The following is a 12,903-nucleotide window of genomic DNA, read 5'->3' as shown; positions in this document are numbered from 1 at the left end:
GCGTCCTAGAAGTGCGTACGGTTGGTGAAGCCGCCGTCGACGATCAGGTGCGATCCGTTCACCCAGCTGGCGGCTGGCGATGCGATGAACGCAACGCAGCGTGCGATCTCGTCCGGCTTACCGAAGCGCCCGAGGGGCTGCTGCCTCAGCGTCGCTTCGTAGAACTTGGTCATCGTATCCTTGATCATCTCCCAATTGCCGCCCTCGAACTCGATCGGGCCCGGTGAGACCACGTTGACCCTGATCCCGTCCTTTCCATGGGCGAGCGCCAGCTGCTTGCCCAAGTCACAAGCGAGGCCTTCATGGCATTGTAAGGCTGTGGCCCCCCATGGCTTCGCCGGCTGAGGTCGTGGCGATCAGGACGATCGATCCCGACTGACGCTTGACCATGTGCGGCAAGACGAGGTCGACCGCGCGCACCGGGCCAAGCACGTCTACCTCGAATGCCTTCTCCCAATATTTCTCGCTGCCGAGGCCCCCGCCGGCAGAGGTAATCGGAATGAGGATGTCGCAGCCTTCCAGCTGCTCGACCGCCTTTTCCAGCCATTTCCGGTATGCATCCGGCTTCTTCACATCGACGGCGCCGCCGACAACGCGGGTGTCGTACCGTTTGAGGTTCGCCACGCTGTCCTTGACCGCGTCTGAGCTGCGCGCGCTGATGGCGAGCTCGCACCCCTCACGAGCGAGCACTTCGGCGATGGCGTAGCCAATGCCGCGTGCTCCACCGACGATGATCGCTTTCTTGCCTGCGAGCCCTAGGTCCATTCGCTATCCCCTGAGTTCCGCACCGGTCGGGAGACGCAGCAACTGAGCGCCGCCTGAGACTGCGATCGTCTCGCCGGTAGTAAAGCAATCGTCGGACGCGAGCCATGCAACGGCCGAAGCGACCTGAGCAGGCTCGGTCAGCTGACCGAGCGCCGTTTCATTCTTGTAGATTCCGGCGATCCGTTCATCGGCAAGGAATGCCTCGGTCATCGGCGTCCGCGTGAAGCCTGGAGCCACTGCATTGACCCGGATCGAGCGCGGCCCGAACTCGAGCGCTGCGATGCGAACGATATGTTCGAGCGCAGCCTTGGCCCCCGCATAGGCTGCGAGACCCGTGCCTGGCACTCGCGCTGTCAGCGACGAAAACAGGATTATCGAACCGCCGTCGCCCATGCGCGCGACCGCATGTTTCATGAAAAGGAGGTTGCCAGTCACGTGAAGCGCAAACTGAGCCTCGACCCGTTCGCGCTTGATCTTGGCGATTGAGCCGACGTCCGTTGTCCCGGCGGTGTTGATCCCGACGTCGAGAGGACCAGCGGCATCGATCATTGCCTCGATGCTGTCTTCATTCGTGACGTCACAGGTCAGGACATCGGCGTCGATCTCCGCGGCGAGCTTTTCGAGCGGCTCGCGACGGCGGCCCGCGACCACAACGGAAAAGCCGTCTTGAGCGAGACGCCGGGCAACGGCTTCACCGATCCCCCCTCACTCGATGCGCCAAGCACCAATGCGCGCTTCTGCCTATCTGCCATTGCCCCGCTGCTACGCTGAAACTTTGCGGTCGTTCAATAGAAAACAAACAAGCATGACTGTTTTTTATCCGGCAGGTGTAATGATCAGGCCGTTGTCGATCAGAATCTCCGAGCCGGTGACGAAACGCGATTCGTCGGACGCGAGGTAAAGGATGAGGTTGGCGACGTCTTTGGGTGCTCCGATAGCGCCCGATGGCAGAACGCCTTCCGGAACTGCCTGCTCCTGCCCGGGCGGCCCATTGCCCCTGGATCATGGGCGTCTCGATCGATGCCGGATGGACCGAATTGCACCGAATGCCGTAGCCCTTCTGCTGGCAGTGAATGGCGATCGACTTGGTCATCGACCGCACCGCGCCTTTCGCGGCAGAGTAGGCGAAGAAGGGCGGATAGCCGAGATGGCTGGCGGTCGAGCTCATGTTGATGATCGACCCGCCACCCGACTTCACGATCAGCGGAATGGCATATTTGCAACCGAGGAAAACGCCCTCGTTCATGACCGCTTGCACCTTCCGGAATTGCTCGAGCGTCGTCTCCTCCGGATCCGCGACCACGACGATGCCGGCGTTATTCACGAGAATGTTCAGGCCGCCGAACCTTCGCTCAACCTCGGCCAGTACGGATTTCCAATCTTCCTCCGAAGCAACGTCGTGGCGAAGGGCAATGGCTTGGTCACCGATCTCGTCAGCGACCTTTTGAGCGGCCTCTAGATTGACGTCTGTCACCGCAACCTTGGCGCCCTCTTCCGCCAATCTCCGGCAATCAGCGGCACCGAGACCCGATCCCCCGCCGGTTACCAGGGCAACCTTTCCTTCGACGCGTCCCATCGACCGCTTTTCCTCCCTCAGAACATGCTTCTATAAGGCGGCATCCCGACTTGACTTGTCAAAGCAAAAACAATCATGCTTGTTTTTTTTACGAGCTCGGCCTTGGAGAAATCATGGCTCGCACCGCGTTGAAACCCGCCGCTTCGAAGAGCGCATTCGAGCCTACGCAGCAGGCACTGAAGAGCGCCCAGACGCGCGCGCGCCTGATCGAATCCACCATCCGCTGCCTCGTGAAATTCGGCTATTCCGGCACGACCACGCCAAAGGTCGCAGCCGAGGCCGGGCTCTCGCGCGGTGCCATGCTCCATCACTTCGAGAACGGTGGCGCCTTGATGCAGGCGACGATCGCAGAATTGCTCGACCGGCGGTTGCGCGCATTCCGCAGAGCGGCGGCTAGTCCGGGCAGCGACGTACGCACGCTGGTTCGGACGTACTGGAAGCAGTTGCTGAGCCCGCGTTCGTCGCTTTCGTCGAGCTCGCAATTGCCGCTCGTACAGACAACAATCTGGCCCGCATCCTCGAGCCTGCTCAGGCAGAGTTCCGCGCCCGCTGGTACGAGTTGGCCGTTCAGCTCTTCCCGCAGTGGCAGCAGGATCGCAAGGCCTTCGACCTCGCGCTTGCCCTCACCCAGAACACCGTCGAAGGCATGGCCATCAACCGTCTCATCCACGGTTGCGACGAAGCCATGATCGATCCCGTGCTCGAGAATCTCGAAGCACAGATCATCGCGCTCCGTCCCCAGGACTAGATTTGCCGGTCGAACCCCCAGCGAATTCCGCGGCGGAGGATTTCCGCAAACTCCGGGTAATCCCAGCTGCAGCGCTGTGGATGCGGCCAGAAGTTCGACAGCGGCCTAAGGTCGTAGTGCCCGCGGCAATGGCCAAGCGTGCAGTAAAGGATCGCGCCCTCCCCGACTTGGCGAAGGTAAAGGATCGGTACGTCCTGAGCCGCCTGGTCCGCCTCCGCGAAATCAGGACACGCGCCGCCTTCGAAACGGCTATGCATCAGGACGTCGACGTCCGCTATTCGCTCCGACAAATAAAGTTCGTCGAGGGTCGAAAAGTCGCGCATCCCGGCGGTGAGCGGATGATCGCGGCTGATCCGGACCTTGAACGGCTCGATCGGCGGATGCCCGACGAAGCGGGTGCCGAGCAGCTTCATGAAGTCCGGAGCAATATCCGGTGTGATCGCCCCGTCTTTATCGAACTGAATCACGCTGTTGGTGCCGTGAAGCGCGAGCCAGCGCCCTCCCCGCTCCAGGAACGACGTCAGACCGGCAACCTGCTCATCGGTCGGTACGACATCGCAGGTGTAGGTGATCAAAAGACTGCAATCGACAAGCCGCTCGAGATCGCCGTAATCGATTGCGACAGTGGTCCGAATTTCCGGGATCTCGGCAAGCAGCTTCAACAGCTCAAGGCGCGCGAAATCGATGTCGTGATATTTGCCCGCCGCAACCAGATGCACCTGCATCAGGACTCTCCCTTGCCCGTACGCGCGAGACTAGGCTGATGGCGGGGCGCGGCAAGGGCCCACTGGCGGGCGTGCGGGTTCTTGATCTCACCAGCGTGCTGATGGGCCTTACGCGACTCAGATCTTCGCAGACCTCGGTGCTGACGTCATCAAGGTCGAGGATCCCAAGGGTGACACCACCCGCTTCCTTCCGCCGGGCCCTGAGGCCGGTCGCGGTGCCATGTTCATCAATCTGAACCGGGGAAAGCGCAGCCTGGCGCTCGATCTCAAGCAACCGGCAGCGCGCGAAGCCTTGTTGCGCCTTGCCGCAGATGCGGACGTTTTTCTGCATTCGATGCGTGCCGGTGCGATCAAGCGGCTGGGCCTCGACTATTCCGCGGTAAGTGAGGCAAACCCCAAATCATCTACGCCAACCTCTACGGTTTTGGACGCGCGGGACGGTATCGTGACTACCCTGCCTATGATGACATCGTGCAGGCGGCTGCTGGCTTGGCCGACCTCCAGTCACGACTGAACGGCGGCGAACCGGCATATTTGGCCACCGTCGTTGCCGACAAGGTTGCCGGACTGACCGCAGCCTACGCCATTGCGGCCGCGCTATTTGCCCGAGAGAAGGGCGCCGGCGGGCAAGAGATCGAAGTCCCGATGTTTGAGACCCTGGTCAGTTTCACCTGTGCCGAGCACCTGAGCGGAAGTCTGTTTGACCCGCCGCTTGGCCCGCCCGAATACCCTCGCGTCGTCTCCGCGGAGCGTCGTCCATACCGCACGGCTGATGGCTACATTGGAGTGATGATCTACACCGACCGTCACTGGCAGTCATTCTTTGACGCGATCGGAAACCCCGAGTGGTCGCGGGATCCGATGTTCAAGACCATCGCGGATCGGACTCACAACATCGGCACCGTGCTTGGCCGCCTCGCCGACGTGATGCGGCAGCGAACCAACGACGAATGGATGGAGTTATTTAAGACCGCGCAAATTCCGGCGATGCCGATCCACAGCATGACGGACCTGCTGCACGACCCGCATCTCGAAGAGGCAAGTTTCTGGAAGGAGCGCGAGACCGCCTCGGGCAAGATGCGCTTCCCGGCATTCCCACGGATTTCTCGGTGACGCCGGGGGAGATTGGGGAGCCCGGTCCGGCGCACGGAAGCGACGGCGCGGCGATCCTTTCGGCGGCAGGATTCGCCGATCAGGAAATCGCGTCGCTGAAAGCGAGCGGAGCGCTCTGCGGATGCTAGGCCGGTTCGAACAACAGAATCGCGTTTGTTCCGCGCCCGCGAATTGTCGCCCGGACCGGCATGCCGATGTGAATCTGATTTGGGGCAACACCAACGACGTTGCTCATGACCCGAACTTCCTCGGCGAGATCGACCAGGACGACCGCGTAAGCATCCTCCGGTGGACGCGGGTTCACGACTGTAACCGAATGGACGACGCCCTCTCCGGACGCCGAGACCCACTCCCAGTCGCGATCGCCCGTCCCAGGCTCAGCAACCCGTGGAGGGAAGAAGACCCTACCGCTGGCGATCGCACGCTGGAGACGAAATTCCCCGCGACCAAGCGCTTCGCGCCACTGCTGCTCCGGCCCCATGATCTTGATCTATGGAGCGGGCAGTGACTCGCGGCAAGACGGCGGTCGTTGGAGCTGCGACCCACGGGATCGGCGAGTGCCCCGGTGAGTCCTCGCTGGAAATGGCAGCGACGGCGGGGCTGAAAGCACTGCTCGACGCAGGCGTTGAACTGAGCGAAGTCGACGCCCTGTTCATTTGCCTGCCCGACGACATGTTCGCGGGTCTCAGCTTGGCCGAGCATCTGGGGGTCCATCCGAAATTCACCGATTGCAACCGGACCGGGGTTCTGCGCCGGTAAGTCATCTGATTACGGCGGCGGCGATGCTCGAGGCCGGAGAAATCGACGTCGCCTTGCTGGCCTACGGTTCCAACCAGCGCAGCAGCGGCGGGAAGCTTTCGACCCCGGCCCGCCCATCCCCGTATGAGGCACCCTATCGACCGCTCTTCCCGGCCAGTGGCTACGCTTTGGCCGCCGCCCGGCACATGCACGAATTCGGAACCACGCGCGAAGATCTCGCTGCCGTGGCGGTGGCGGCTCGCCAGTGGGCCAACCGAAATCCCGAAGCATTCGCGACGGGCGATCTGACGATCGACGATTGCCTCGCCTCGCGCATGATCACTTCACCCCTTTCGAAGAGCGACTTCTGCCTGGTCACCGACGGTGCTGCCGCGATCGTCCTCACCCGCTCAGACCGTGCGAGGGACTCCAGACCGAAGGCCGTCTCGCTTCTGGGAGCCGCCGCAGCAACTTCGCATCACCACATTACCAGTATGCCGGACCTGACCATGACGGCCGCGTCAGAATCCGGGCCCCGAGCGATGCAGCAGGCTGGCATTTCCCCTTCAGACGTGGACGTCGTCCAGCTCTACGACGCCTTCACCATCAACACGATCCTGTTCCTCGAGGATCTTGGCTTTTGCGCGAAGGGTGAAGGCGGTTCGCTCGTCTCGAGCGGGCCATCGCTCCTGGTGGAACCCTGCCGGTCAACACCAACGGTGGCGGACTCTCATGCGTGCATCCTGGCATGTACGGCCTGTTCGCGATCGTCGAGAGCGTTCGACAGCTGCGCGGCGATGCGGCCAGCCCAATTCCCGGCGCCGAGATTGCGCTTGCTCATACCAACGGCGGAACCCTGTCCAGTCAGGCAACCGCAATTTTCGGTCTTGCGGCCTAGAAGGAACATAAGTGGCGGAAGCCTATATCGTTGAAGCAGCCAGAACCGCCGGTGGAAAGCGCGGCGGAGCTCTGAAGGACTGGCACCCGGCGGACTTGGGAGCGCAGGTGTTGAATGCGCTCGTGGACCGCAGCGGAGTCGATCCAGCCGCGATCGACGACGTCATCGTCGGCTGCGTCAGCCAGGTCGGAGAACAGAGCTTCCACGTCGGGCGCAACCTCGTGCTCGCGTCAAAGCTCCCGGAGAGTGTCCCCGCCGTCAGCATCGACCGGCAATGTGGAAGCAGCCAGCAGGCGCTCCACTTCGCCGCTCAGGCCGTGATGAGCGGAACGCAGGATCTCGTCATTGCCGCAGGGATCGAAAGTATGACGCGCGTGCCCATGGGTACGCCGTTCATGCTGCCGATGCAGGCCGGCTTGGGCGTTGGGCCATGGAGCGAGGCGATCAAAGATCGGTTCGGAGTCACTGAATTCAGCCAGTTCACCGGCGCGGAGATGATCGCCCGCAATTACCAGATGACCCGGGAGACTCTCGATCGCTTCGCGCTTGAGAGTCACCGAAAGGCAGCCGCCGCTACCGAGGCCGAAAAATTTGCCCTGGAGATCGTCCCTGTGACCGTGGTCGACCCGAAGGCCAGGAGCGTGAGCACGTGCGCGATGAAGGCATCCGTTACGACGCGTCGATGGAGGGGCTCGCAAGTCTGAAGACCCTCAAGCCCGATGGAGTGATCACCGCAGGCAATGCGAGTCAGGTCTGCGACGGAGCCTCTGGCCTTCTCATCGCCAGCGAGAGGGCGCTCAAGGAGCATGGATTGACCCCGATAGCGCGCGTGGACGCTTTGGCCGTCACGGCGGGCGACCCGGTGATTATGCTGATGGAGCCGGTACCAGCGACGCGGCGAATCTTGGAACGGTCGGGTCGAAAGCTTGAGGATATTGACCTATTTGAGGTGAACGAGGCTTTCGCCACCGTGCCACTAGCGTGGTTGCACGACATCGGAGCTGATCCCACTCGCTTGAACGTCAACGGTGGCGCAATCGCTCTAGGCCATCCCCTCGGCGCAACTGGGACCAAGCTTATGACAACGCTGGTGCACGAGCTCCGGCGACGCGGAGCGCGTTTCGGCCTTCAGACCATGTGCGAAGGCGGCGGCATCGCAAATGCCACGATCGTCGAGGCGCTTCATTGACGCATTTCGACGTCCTGATCGTCGGGAGTGGGCACGGCGGTGTGCAGACCGCCGCCGCGCTTCGCCATCTCGACTTCCATGGCAGTATCGGGATCGTCACGGCGGAGAGCGATCTTCCTTATGAACGTCCTCCCTTGTCCAAGGACTATCTCGCCGGCGAAAAGCCATTCGAAAGCATCCTCTTTCACCAGCCGCACTTTTGGGCGGAGAAGAAGATCGAGCTGGTCCGCGGCCATGACATCATCGCGATTAACGCAATGGACCGAATTGCTGTCAGCGCCTCCCAAGAATTTGGATACAGCAAGCTCGTTTGGGCCGCCGGCGGCCAGCCACGCCGGCTCTCCTGCGGCGGCAGTCATCTCGAAGGCCTGCACACGATCCGTACGCGGGCAGATGTCGATCGGCTGCGCGGCGAACTTCAGGCCGCAAACCGCGTCGTTGTCATCGGCGGCGGCTACATTGGCCTGGAGGCGGCAGCAGTCCTCGTCTCGGCGGGCAAGCAGGTGACCGTAATCGAAGCGCTGGACCGCCCGCTTTCGCGCGTTGCTGCAGGACCGATCAGTGACTTCTTTGTCCGGGAACATGAGGCGCGCGGCGTCGATTTTCTGATGAATGCGACCGTCACGTGCATCGAAGGCTCGTCGGGACGGGTCGCTCGAGTTCTTCTCGGTGATGGCTCGACGGTCGATGCGGACATCGTCATCGTGGGAATTGGAATTCAGCCGAGTGTCGAACCGCTGATCGAGGCTGGTGCTGAAAGTTCCAACGGCGTGCTCGTCGATGAATGCTGCCGAACGAACCTTCCGGATGTTTTCGCGGTTGGTGATTGCGCGCTTCACCATAACCCGTTTGGGCCGAATTATCCGGTACGCGTCGAGTCCGTCCAGAACGCGACGGACCAGGCAATGACGGCCGCGAAGTCCATCATCGGGCAGGCAGAACCCTACCATGCGACGCCATGGTTCTGGTCGCACCAGTTTGACGTCAAGCTCCAAACGGTTGGGCTGAATGCCGGTTATGACGACTTTCTGGTTCGCGGAGATGCATCGAGCGATCGTTTCAGCGTGCTCTATTTCCGGAACGAGCGTCTAGTTGCCTTAGACTGCGTCAACTTGGTCAGGGACTATGTCCAGGGCCGCAAGCTCGTCGAACAGAAGGCGCGATTCGACCGGGTCGCGCTGCAAGACGACTCCGTTCCACTCAAATCATTGGTTGCCTGACATGCCAATCATTCACGTTACGACCCGCGACGGAAGCCAGCAGGACGTGACCGCAACAACCGGTCGATCACTGATGGAAAACCTGCGCGGCGGTGGCATCGAGGAGATTCTCGCCTTGTGCGGTGGGAATTGCTCATGCGCGACCTGCCACGTCTATGTCGACGAGTACTGGCTAGCGCGCTTGCGGCCGATGGGCAGCGACGAAGACGACCTCCTGGATAGCGCCGATGCGCGCCAGCCGAACAGCCGGCTCTCCTGCCAAATCCCGGTGACCGACGATCTGAATCATTTAAGGGTCACGGTCGCCCCGAGGAATGAGGGGTTGGCTCTTACTTTGCTAGCGCTTCGAATCTATTCTTCGCATCGCGCAGGTACGAAAGGGTTTCACTCCTCTCTCGATCGTTGCGGAAGTCCGTCCTGCTTTCCGCATCTGCGATCACGCGATCCAGCCAGGCTGAGAAGTAAAGTGCGTCAGCCGGGGCACGAGGAGCCCCGCCCGGAAGCTCGAGATATATCGGGCTCGTCGTCGCGTAGGGGTAGAGGTCCAGCACCTGCGGATCGGAGTCGTCATTCCAGGCGCGAAGGACAATCCACCCGCCCTCGCTGATCTTCAGCTCGCCCTCAAAGTCCGATTTCCGACGATCGCCGCTTAAGGTGAAAGTTTTCACCACCTTGCCGTTCTGGACGAGCTCAAGATGATCGACGCTGACTGGCGACCGTAGCGCAACGCGGTAGTGCATCACGCCTGGGCCGTGGCTCACCACGGTGCCACCAGGACGCTTACCTTCGAGTTCGAACCCCAGCATTGGTCCATTGCTGGCGAAGGTTCGGCCCGCCTTCAGTGCCGCTTCCAATGCTTCCGGGTTCAGTTCTCCGCCAGTTTCGAGAAACACCCGGTTCATCCCGACAGGGCCTCGGAGCGAGGCATAATTGGCCATCGCATCCGTCCCGGCGCCTGCCGGTATCCGAAAGCCCAGATTGAGCAGTCGATACCAGATGTTCGCTGTCGACTTGTGATCCGAAAAACCGACAATCTCGATGTAATCGACCTTGTTGTTGATGACGTCCGCCGGAAGCTCGTTGGACAGCGATTTCTCCTTAGCCGGATCGATCACCCAGTCGTACGGATGGACATATCCGACCAGCGCCCCTGCGCGTGAGCCAGGTCGCTGACCTTCCCATTGTATGGGTACGGGCTTGCGAGCGCCGTGTGGCGATAGGCTGAGAAGTCGGGTGTCAGAACATGATCCGATAGACCGAGCAGGCCGAGATGCCCCCAGTAGCTGGTGTGGAATTCCTGCGAATGCATGACTAGCGTGCCGGGAGTGCTGGCTGGATCGCAGCCAACGGGAATACCTATGTCCGGTATCCGCTCCTCCTTGTTGACGATGAGGTTGTAGACTGCGTCGAGGTCTTCAGATTGGGCCTGGGCAGTCAAGTTGGCCGGCGTGTTCCGGTAGGCGCCTCCGTAGTTCATGTGCACATGGAGGTCGGCGCTTCGGAATTTCCCGAAAGCGGTGGGCAGGTCGTTCAGTTCTAAGCGAGCCGACAGCAGCTTTTCGAAACCTGCTTTCAGCTCGACGCTCTCTTGCCACGGCAGATAGCGGAAGCCTCGCTGAACCCAGACGGTCGTTTTGCCCGCCGGAGCTTCCAGGACGCAGCGCCCAGGGCAATGGAAATAGTGCATTTCGGCGGCCTGCAGCTTCCGGTTGAAGCCATCGTCGGCATGCATCCAGCCATTCGCCGAAGCGATCGCCCGGCCATCGCTCCCGATGACAGCAACGCGGGCCGGCACGCTCGTCCCGTGCTCGTCCCGAATATCGATGACCAACCGCGCCTGCGGTGACTTGAATCGGCGCGACTTGGGGATGACCTGGAGGGTCTGCCCCCATAGTAATCCCGGACTGCGAGACTGGTATTCCCGCTTTCGTTGCTGATGTAGGCGATGCGTTCGCCGTCCGGCGACCAGCGCGCGCTGGATAAGTCGAATTCGCCGAACGTGAGCGGAAGCGCGGCCGCACCTTCGGGGTCGTCAACCAAAGCTGCCGCCACTGGCGGCCGTGGTAGCTTGCGAACAGGACCTGCTTGCCGTCGGGCGACATCTCCGGACGGGCACTCCAGCTCGTCTCTTCACTCAGGATTCGTCGACGATCGGCCGGATCGTCGACGGCGACCGACCAGATGTCGCCGGTTCCCCAGGCAACCTCGTCATTTGTCACGTAGAGAATCCGTTTGCCGTCTGGTGTCCAGGACGGATTCAAGGCGTGATCGAAGGTCGAATAGTAATAGCGAGCGATCTTGCTCTGCCGCTCACCAAGCAATGGGCGAGAATTCGTCAAGCCGCCGGGGCCGAGATCCGCGACGAAGAGGTTGAAGTGTCCTGTCCCCGTGGTCGACACCCAGGCGATCCGCTTGCCGTCCGGTGAAATCCGCGGCTCGACGTTCACCGCACCGCCCGAAGTCAGCCGCTGCTCACGGCCTGAAGCAAGATCCAGACGCCAAAGCTCAAGGCCGGTCCCGTCATAACGGGTGAACAGCACAGAGCGTCCGTCCGGCGAGACATCGGGCTGATAGTCGCAGGCAGCGCGGGGATGCGTCAGCTCGGTCGCTTCTTCAGAACCGATCGCCTGCCGCCAGAGGGAGCCGCCCATCGAATAAATCAATGTCTTGCCATCGGGTTCGAACGCGACGCTCGAAGGACCGGTGGTTAGCTGCGGGATGTAAAGCTCGCGCCAATAGTAGCTATGCGGCAGGTCGACCTGCTTCAGCACCGGCTCTCGTTCAGCCCTTGCGCCGACCGTCAGCCCGAAAGCCAGTGCCGCAATCAATGCCAGTTGTAGCCAGGCCCGCATCGGCACCGCTCCCTACTCCCGAGGCCTCACCGTCAACTTCTCGATACGCTTTTCGTTGGTCGTGCTCTTCACGATTCGATGGACATAGATTCCCGGCGTGTGGACGCAGTCAGGATCAATTTTCCCGGCTTCGACAATTTCCTCGACCTCCACGACGGTGGTTCTTGCGGCCGTCGCCATCACGGGATTGAAGTTGCGGGCGGTCTTGCGGAACTGAAGGTTGCCCTCCGTATCCGCACGCCAAGCCTTGATGATAGACAGGTCAGCTCGAAGCCATGTCTCGCGAACGTAGTGATGGCCTTCGAACGTCTCCTGCGGCTTTCCATCCGCCACGACAGTGCCGACGCCCGTTGCAGTAAAGAAGGCGGGAATACCGGCGCCCCCTGCCCTGATCCGCTCTGCCAGTGTTCCCTGGGGATTAAACTCGAGTTCCAGCTCTCCGGACAGATACTGCTGTTCGAACAATTTGTTCTCGCCGACGTAGGACGAGATCATCTTCCGAACCTGCCGCGTTTGCAGAAGATGCCAAAGACCGAAGCCATCGGCACCGGCGTTGTTCGAAATGATCGTGAGGTCCTTGACCCCCGCGGCCTTAATCTCGGGGATCAGGCTTTCAGGATTCCCCGAGAGGCCGAAGCCACCGGACATGATCGTCATGCCGTCGTGCAGAAGGCCGGCGAGCGCGGCTTTGGGACTGTCGTAAAGCTTGTTCACTGCGCGTCGAACACCGTGTGACTCTGTTCGCGCATGAACTGCGGCACATACCAGCTGCCAAGACCGCCCTTCCCGGTCGTTCCCGACCCCTTCCAGCCGCAGAAGGTCTGGAAGCCGGGCCAGGCACCGGTGGTCGCTCCGGCCGCCCGGTTGGCATAGAGTACCCCCGCCTCGATCCTGCTAAGGAACAGATCAAGTTCCTGCTCGTCCCGCGTGTAGACACCGGCTGTCAGGCCGAAGGCGCTCCGGTTCGCATCCGCAATGGCTTCATCCAAATTGTCGAACGGGATCAGGCTGACGAAGGGCAAGAAAAGCTCGTCGCGGTTGATCCAGTGGTCACTTGGTAGGCCGGTGACGATCGTCGG

15 protein-coding genes and 3 pseudogenes are annotated in these 12,903 nt (G+C 61.5%); 7 read left to right on the top strand and 11 right to left on the bottom strand.

Annotated elements, in window-relative coordinates:
* Positions 1-5: 5 nt before the first annotated feature.
* Genes H9L15_RS17565 through H9L15_RS17555 form a run of 5 tightly spaced genes read right to left on the bottom strand, consistent with a single transcriptional unit; the run spans position 6 to position 2,649 of the window.
* The gene (locus H9L15_RS17565) at positions 6-284 is read right to left on the bottom strand and encodes an SDR family NAD(P)-dependent oxidoreductase (protein WP_262984771.1); all 279 of its coding nucleotides are present in this window, start codon (positions 282-284) and stop codon (positions 6-8) included.
* 16 nt (positions 285-300) lie between these two features.
* Positions 301-765: an SDR family NAD(P)-dependent oxidoreductase gene (locus H9L15_RS17560; RefSeq protein ID WP_223276145.1), complete on the bottom strand. Its 465-nt coding sequence runs from the start codon at positions 763-765 to the stop codon at positions 301-303.
* Positions 766-768: 3 nt separating this feature from the next.
* A complete protein-coding gene (locus tag H9L15_RS09805; protein WP_262984770.1) occupies positions 769-1,416 on the bottom strand; it encodes an SDR family NAD(P)-dependent oxidoreductase in 648 nt (215 codons plus the stop codon).
* Between the two features lie 40 nt (positions 1,417-1,456).
* Positions 1,457-2,341, bottom strand: a complete 885-nt coding sequence (locus tag H9L15_RS09800; RefSeq protein WP_455567138.1) for an SDR family NAD(P)-dependent oxidoreductase — start codon at positions 2,339-2,341, stop codon at positions 1,457-1,459.
* Positions 2,342-2,358: 17 nt separating this feature from the next.
* Positions 2,359-2,649: a hypothetical protein gene (locus H9L15_RS17555; protein ID WP_223276725.1), complete on the bottom strand. Its 291-nt coding sequence runs from the start codon at positions 2,647-2,649 to the stop codon at positions 2,359-2,361.
* Between H9L15_RS17555 and H9L15_RS09795 the strand changes: the two genes are divergently transcribed.
* Entirely contained in the window at positions 2,572-3,030 is a 459-nt protein-coding gene (locus H9L15_RS09795) for a TetR/AcrR family transcriptional regulator (protein WP_262984976.1), read from the top strand. The two genes, H9L15_RS17555 and H9L15_RS09795, sit on opposite strands and share 78 nt — an antisense overlap.
* 55 nt (positions 3,031-3,085) lie before the next feature.
* Here H9L15_RS09795 and H9L15_RS09790 read toward each other — a convergent pair whose 3' ends face one another.
* Positions 3,086-3,814, bottom strand: a complete 729-nt coding sequence (locus H9L15_RS09790; protein WP_187713961.1) for a ThuA domain-containing protein — start codon at positions 3,812-3,814, stop codon at positions 3,086-3,088.
* 121 nt (positions 3,815-3,935) lie between these two features.
* On the opposite strand from H9L15_RS09790, the pseudogene H9L15_RS09785 reads away from it, so the two are divergent.
* Positions 3,936-4,927, top strand: a pseudogene (locus H9L15_RS09785) (CaiB/BaiF CoA transferase family protein).
* A gap of 124 nt (positions 4,928-5,051) precedes the next feature.
* Here H9L15_RS09785 and H9L15_RS09780 read toward each other — a convergent pair.
* The gene (locus tag H9L15_RS09780; protein WP_187713960.1) at positions 5,052-5,408 is read right to left on the bottom strand and encodes a Zn-ribbon domain-containing OB-fold protein; all 357 of its coding nucleotides are present in this window, start codon (positions 5,406-5,408) and stop codon (positions 5,052-5,054) included.
* Between the two features lie 23 nt (positions 5,409-5,431).
* On the opposite strand from H9L15_RS09780, the gene H9L15_RS19625 reads away from it, so the two are divergent.
* The 5 genes and pseudogenes from H9L15_RS19625 to H9L15_RS09760 all read left to right on the top strand — a co-directional run.
* On the top strand, positions 5,432-5,686 hold the full coding sequence (locus tag H9L15_RS19625; protein ID WP_317617483.1) for a hypothetical protein: 255 nt from the start codon (positions 5,432-5,434) through the stop codon (positions 5,684-5,686).
* 23 nt (positions 5,687-5,709) lie between these two features.
* Positions 5,710-6,597, top strand: a complete 888-nt coding sequence (locus H9L15_RS09775) for a thiolase C-terminal domain-containing protein (protein ID WP_317617482.1) — start codon at positions 5,710-5,712, stop codon at positions 6,595-6,597.
* Positions 6,575-7,752: pseudogene (locus tag H9L15_RS09770) on the top strand (acetyl-CoA C-acetyltransferase). The gene H9L15_RS09775 and the pseudogene H9L15_RS09770 overlap by 23 nt, the downstream one beginning before the upstream one ends.
* Positions 7,749-8,972, top strand: a complete 1,224-nt coding sequence (locus tag H9L15_RS09765; RefSeq protein ID WP_187713959.1) for an NAD(P)/FAD-dependent oxidoreductase — start codon at positions 7,749-7,751, stop codon at positions 8,970-8,972. Before H9L15_RS09770 ends, H9L15_RS09765 begins: the two are co-directional and overlap by 4 nt.
* Positions 8,878-9,186: pseudogene (locus tag H9L15_RS09760) on the top strand (2Fe-2S iron-sulfur cluster-binding protein); the annotation flags it as partial. The gene H9L15_RS09765 and the pseudogene H9L15_RS09760, both read left to right, overlap by 95 nt.
* Before the next feature lie 115 nt (positions 9,187-9,301).
* Here H9L15_RS09760 and H9L15_RS17550 read toward each other — a convergent pair.
* The 4 genes from H9L15_RS17550 to H9L15_RS18860 all read right to left on the bottom strand — a co-directional run bounded on the left by H9L15_RS17550 (position 9,302) and on the right by H9L15_RS18860 (position 12,867).
* Positions 9,302-10,087 (bottom strand): CehA/McbA family metallohydrolase, encoded by a 786-nt coding sequence (locus H9L15_RS17550; RefSeq protein WP_262984769.1) that lies wholly within the window; start codon positions 10,085-10,087, stop codon positions 9,302-9,304.
* Positions 10,084-10,803: a CehA/McbA family metallohydrolase domain-containing protein gene (locus H9L15_RS17545; RefSeq protein ID WP_223276144.1), complete on the bottom strand. Its 720-nt coding sequence runs from the start codon at positions 10,801-10,803 to the stop codon at positions 10,084-10,086. The genes H9L15_RS17550 and H9L15_RS17545 overlap by 4 nt, the downstream gene beginning before the upstream one ends.
* 1,033 nt (positions 10,804-11,836) lie before the next feature.
* Complete coding sequence (locus H9L15_RS09750; RefSeq protein WP_187713958.1) at positions 11,837-12,538, bottom strand: CoA transferase subunit A; 702 nt, start codon at positions 12,536-12,538, stop codon at positions 11,837-11,839.
* Positions 12,535-12,867 carry an aldehyde dehydrogenase family protein gene (locus H9L15_RS18860; protein WP_262984973.1) on the bottom strand — a complete coding sequence of 111 codons (333 nt, stop codon included), beginning with the start codon at positions 12,865-12,867 and terminating at the stop codon, positions 12,535-12,537. The genes H9L15_RS09750 and H9L15_RS18860 overlap by 4 nt, the downstream gene beginning before the upstream one ends.
* Between the last annotated feature and the right edge of the window lie 36 nt (positions 12,868-12,903).

Source organism: Sphingomonas daechungensis (assembly GCF_014489495.1).
GTDB lineage: Bacteria > Pseudomonadota > Alphaproteobacteria > Sphingomonadales > Sphingomonadaceae > Sphingomicrobium > Sphingomicrobium daechungense.
This window is presented reverse-complemented; position numbering and strand designations above follow the sequence as displayed.

Excerpts from the sequence above, each read along its gene's own strand:
- H9L15_RS17560 (WP_223276145.1), bottom strand. The coding sequence starts at position 765 with ATGGACCTAGGGCTCGCAGGCAAGAAAGCGATCATCGTCGGTGGAGCA.
- H9L15_RS09790 (WP_187713961.1), bottom strand. The coding sequence starts at position 3,814 with ATGCAGGTGCATCTGGTTGCGGCGGGCAAATATCACGACATCGATTTC.
- H9L15_RS09780 (WP_187713960.1), bottom strand. The coding sequence starts at position 5,408 with ATGGGGCCGGAGCAGCAGTGGCGCGAAGCGCTTGGTCGCGGGGAATTT.
- H9L15_RS17555 (WP_223276725.1), bottom strand. The coding sequence starts at position 2,649 with ATGGAGCATGGCACCGCGCGAGAGCCCGGCCTCGGCTGCGACCTTTGG.
- H9L15_RS09775 (WP_317617482.1), top strand. The coding sequence starts at position 5,710 with ATGCTCGAGGCCGGAGAAATCGACGTCGCCTTGCTGGCCTACGGTTCC.
- H9L15_RS09800 (WP_455567138.1), bottom strand. The coding sequence starts at position 2,341 with ATGGGACGCGTCGAAGGAAAGGTTGCCCTGGTAACCGGCGGGGGATCG.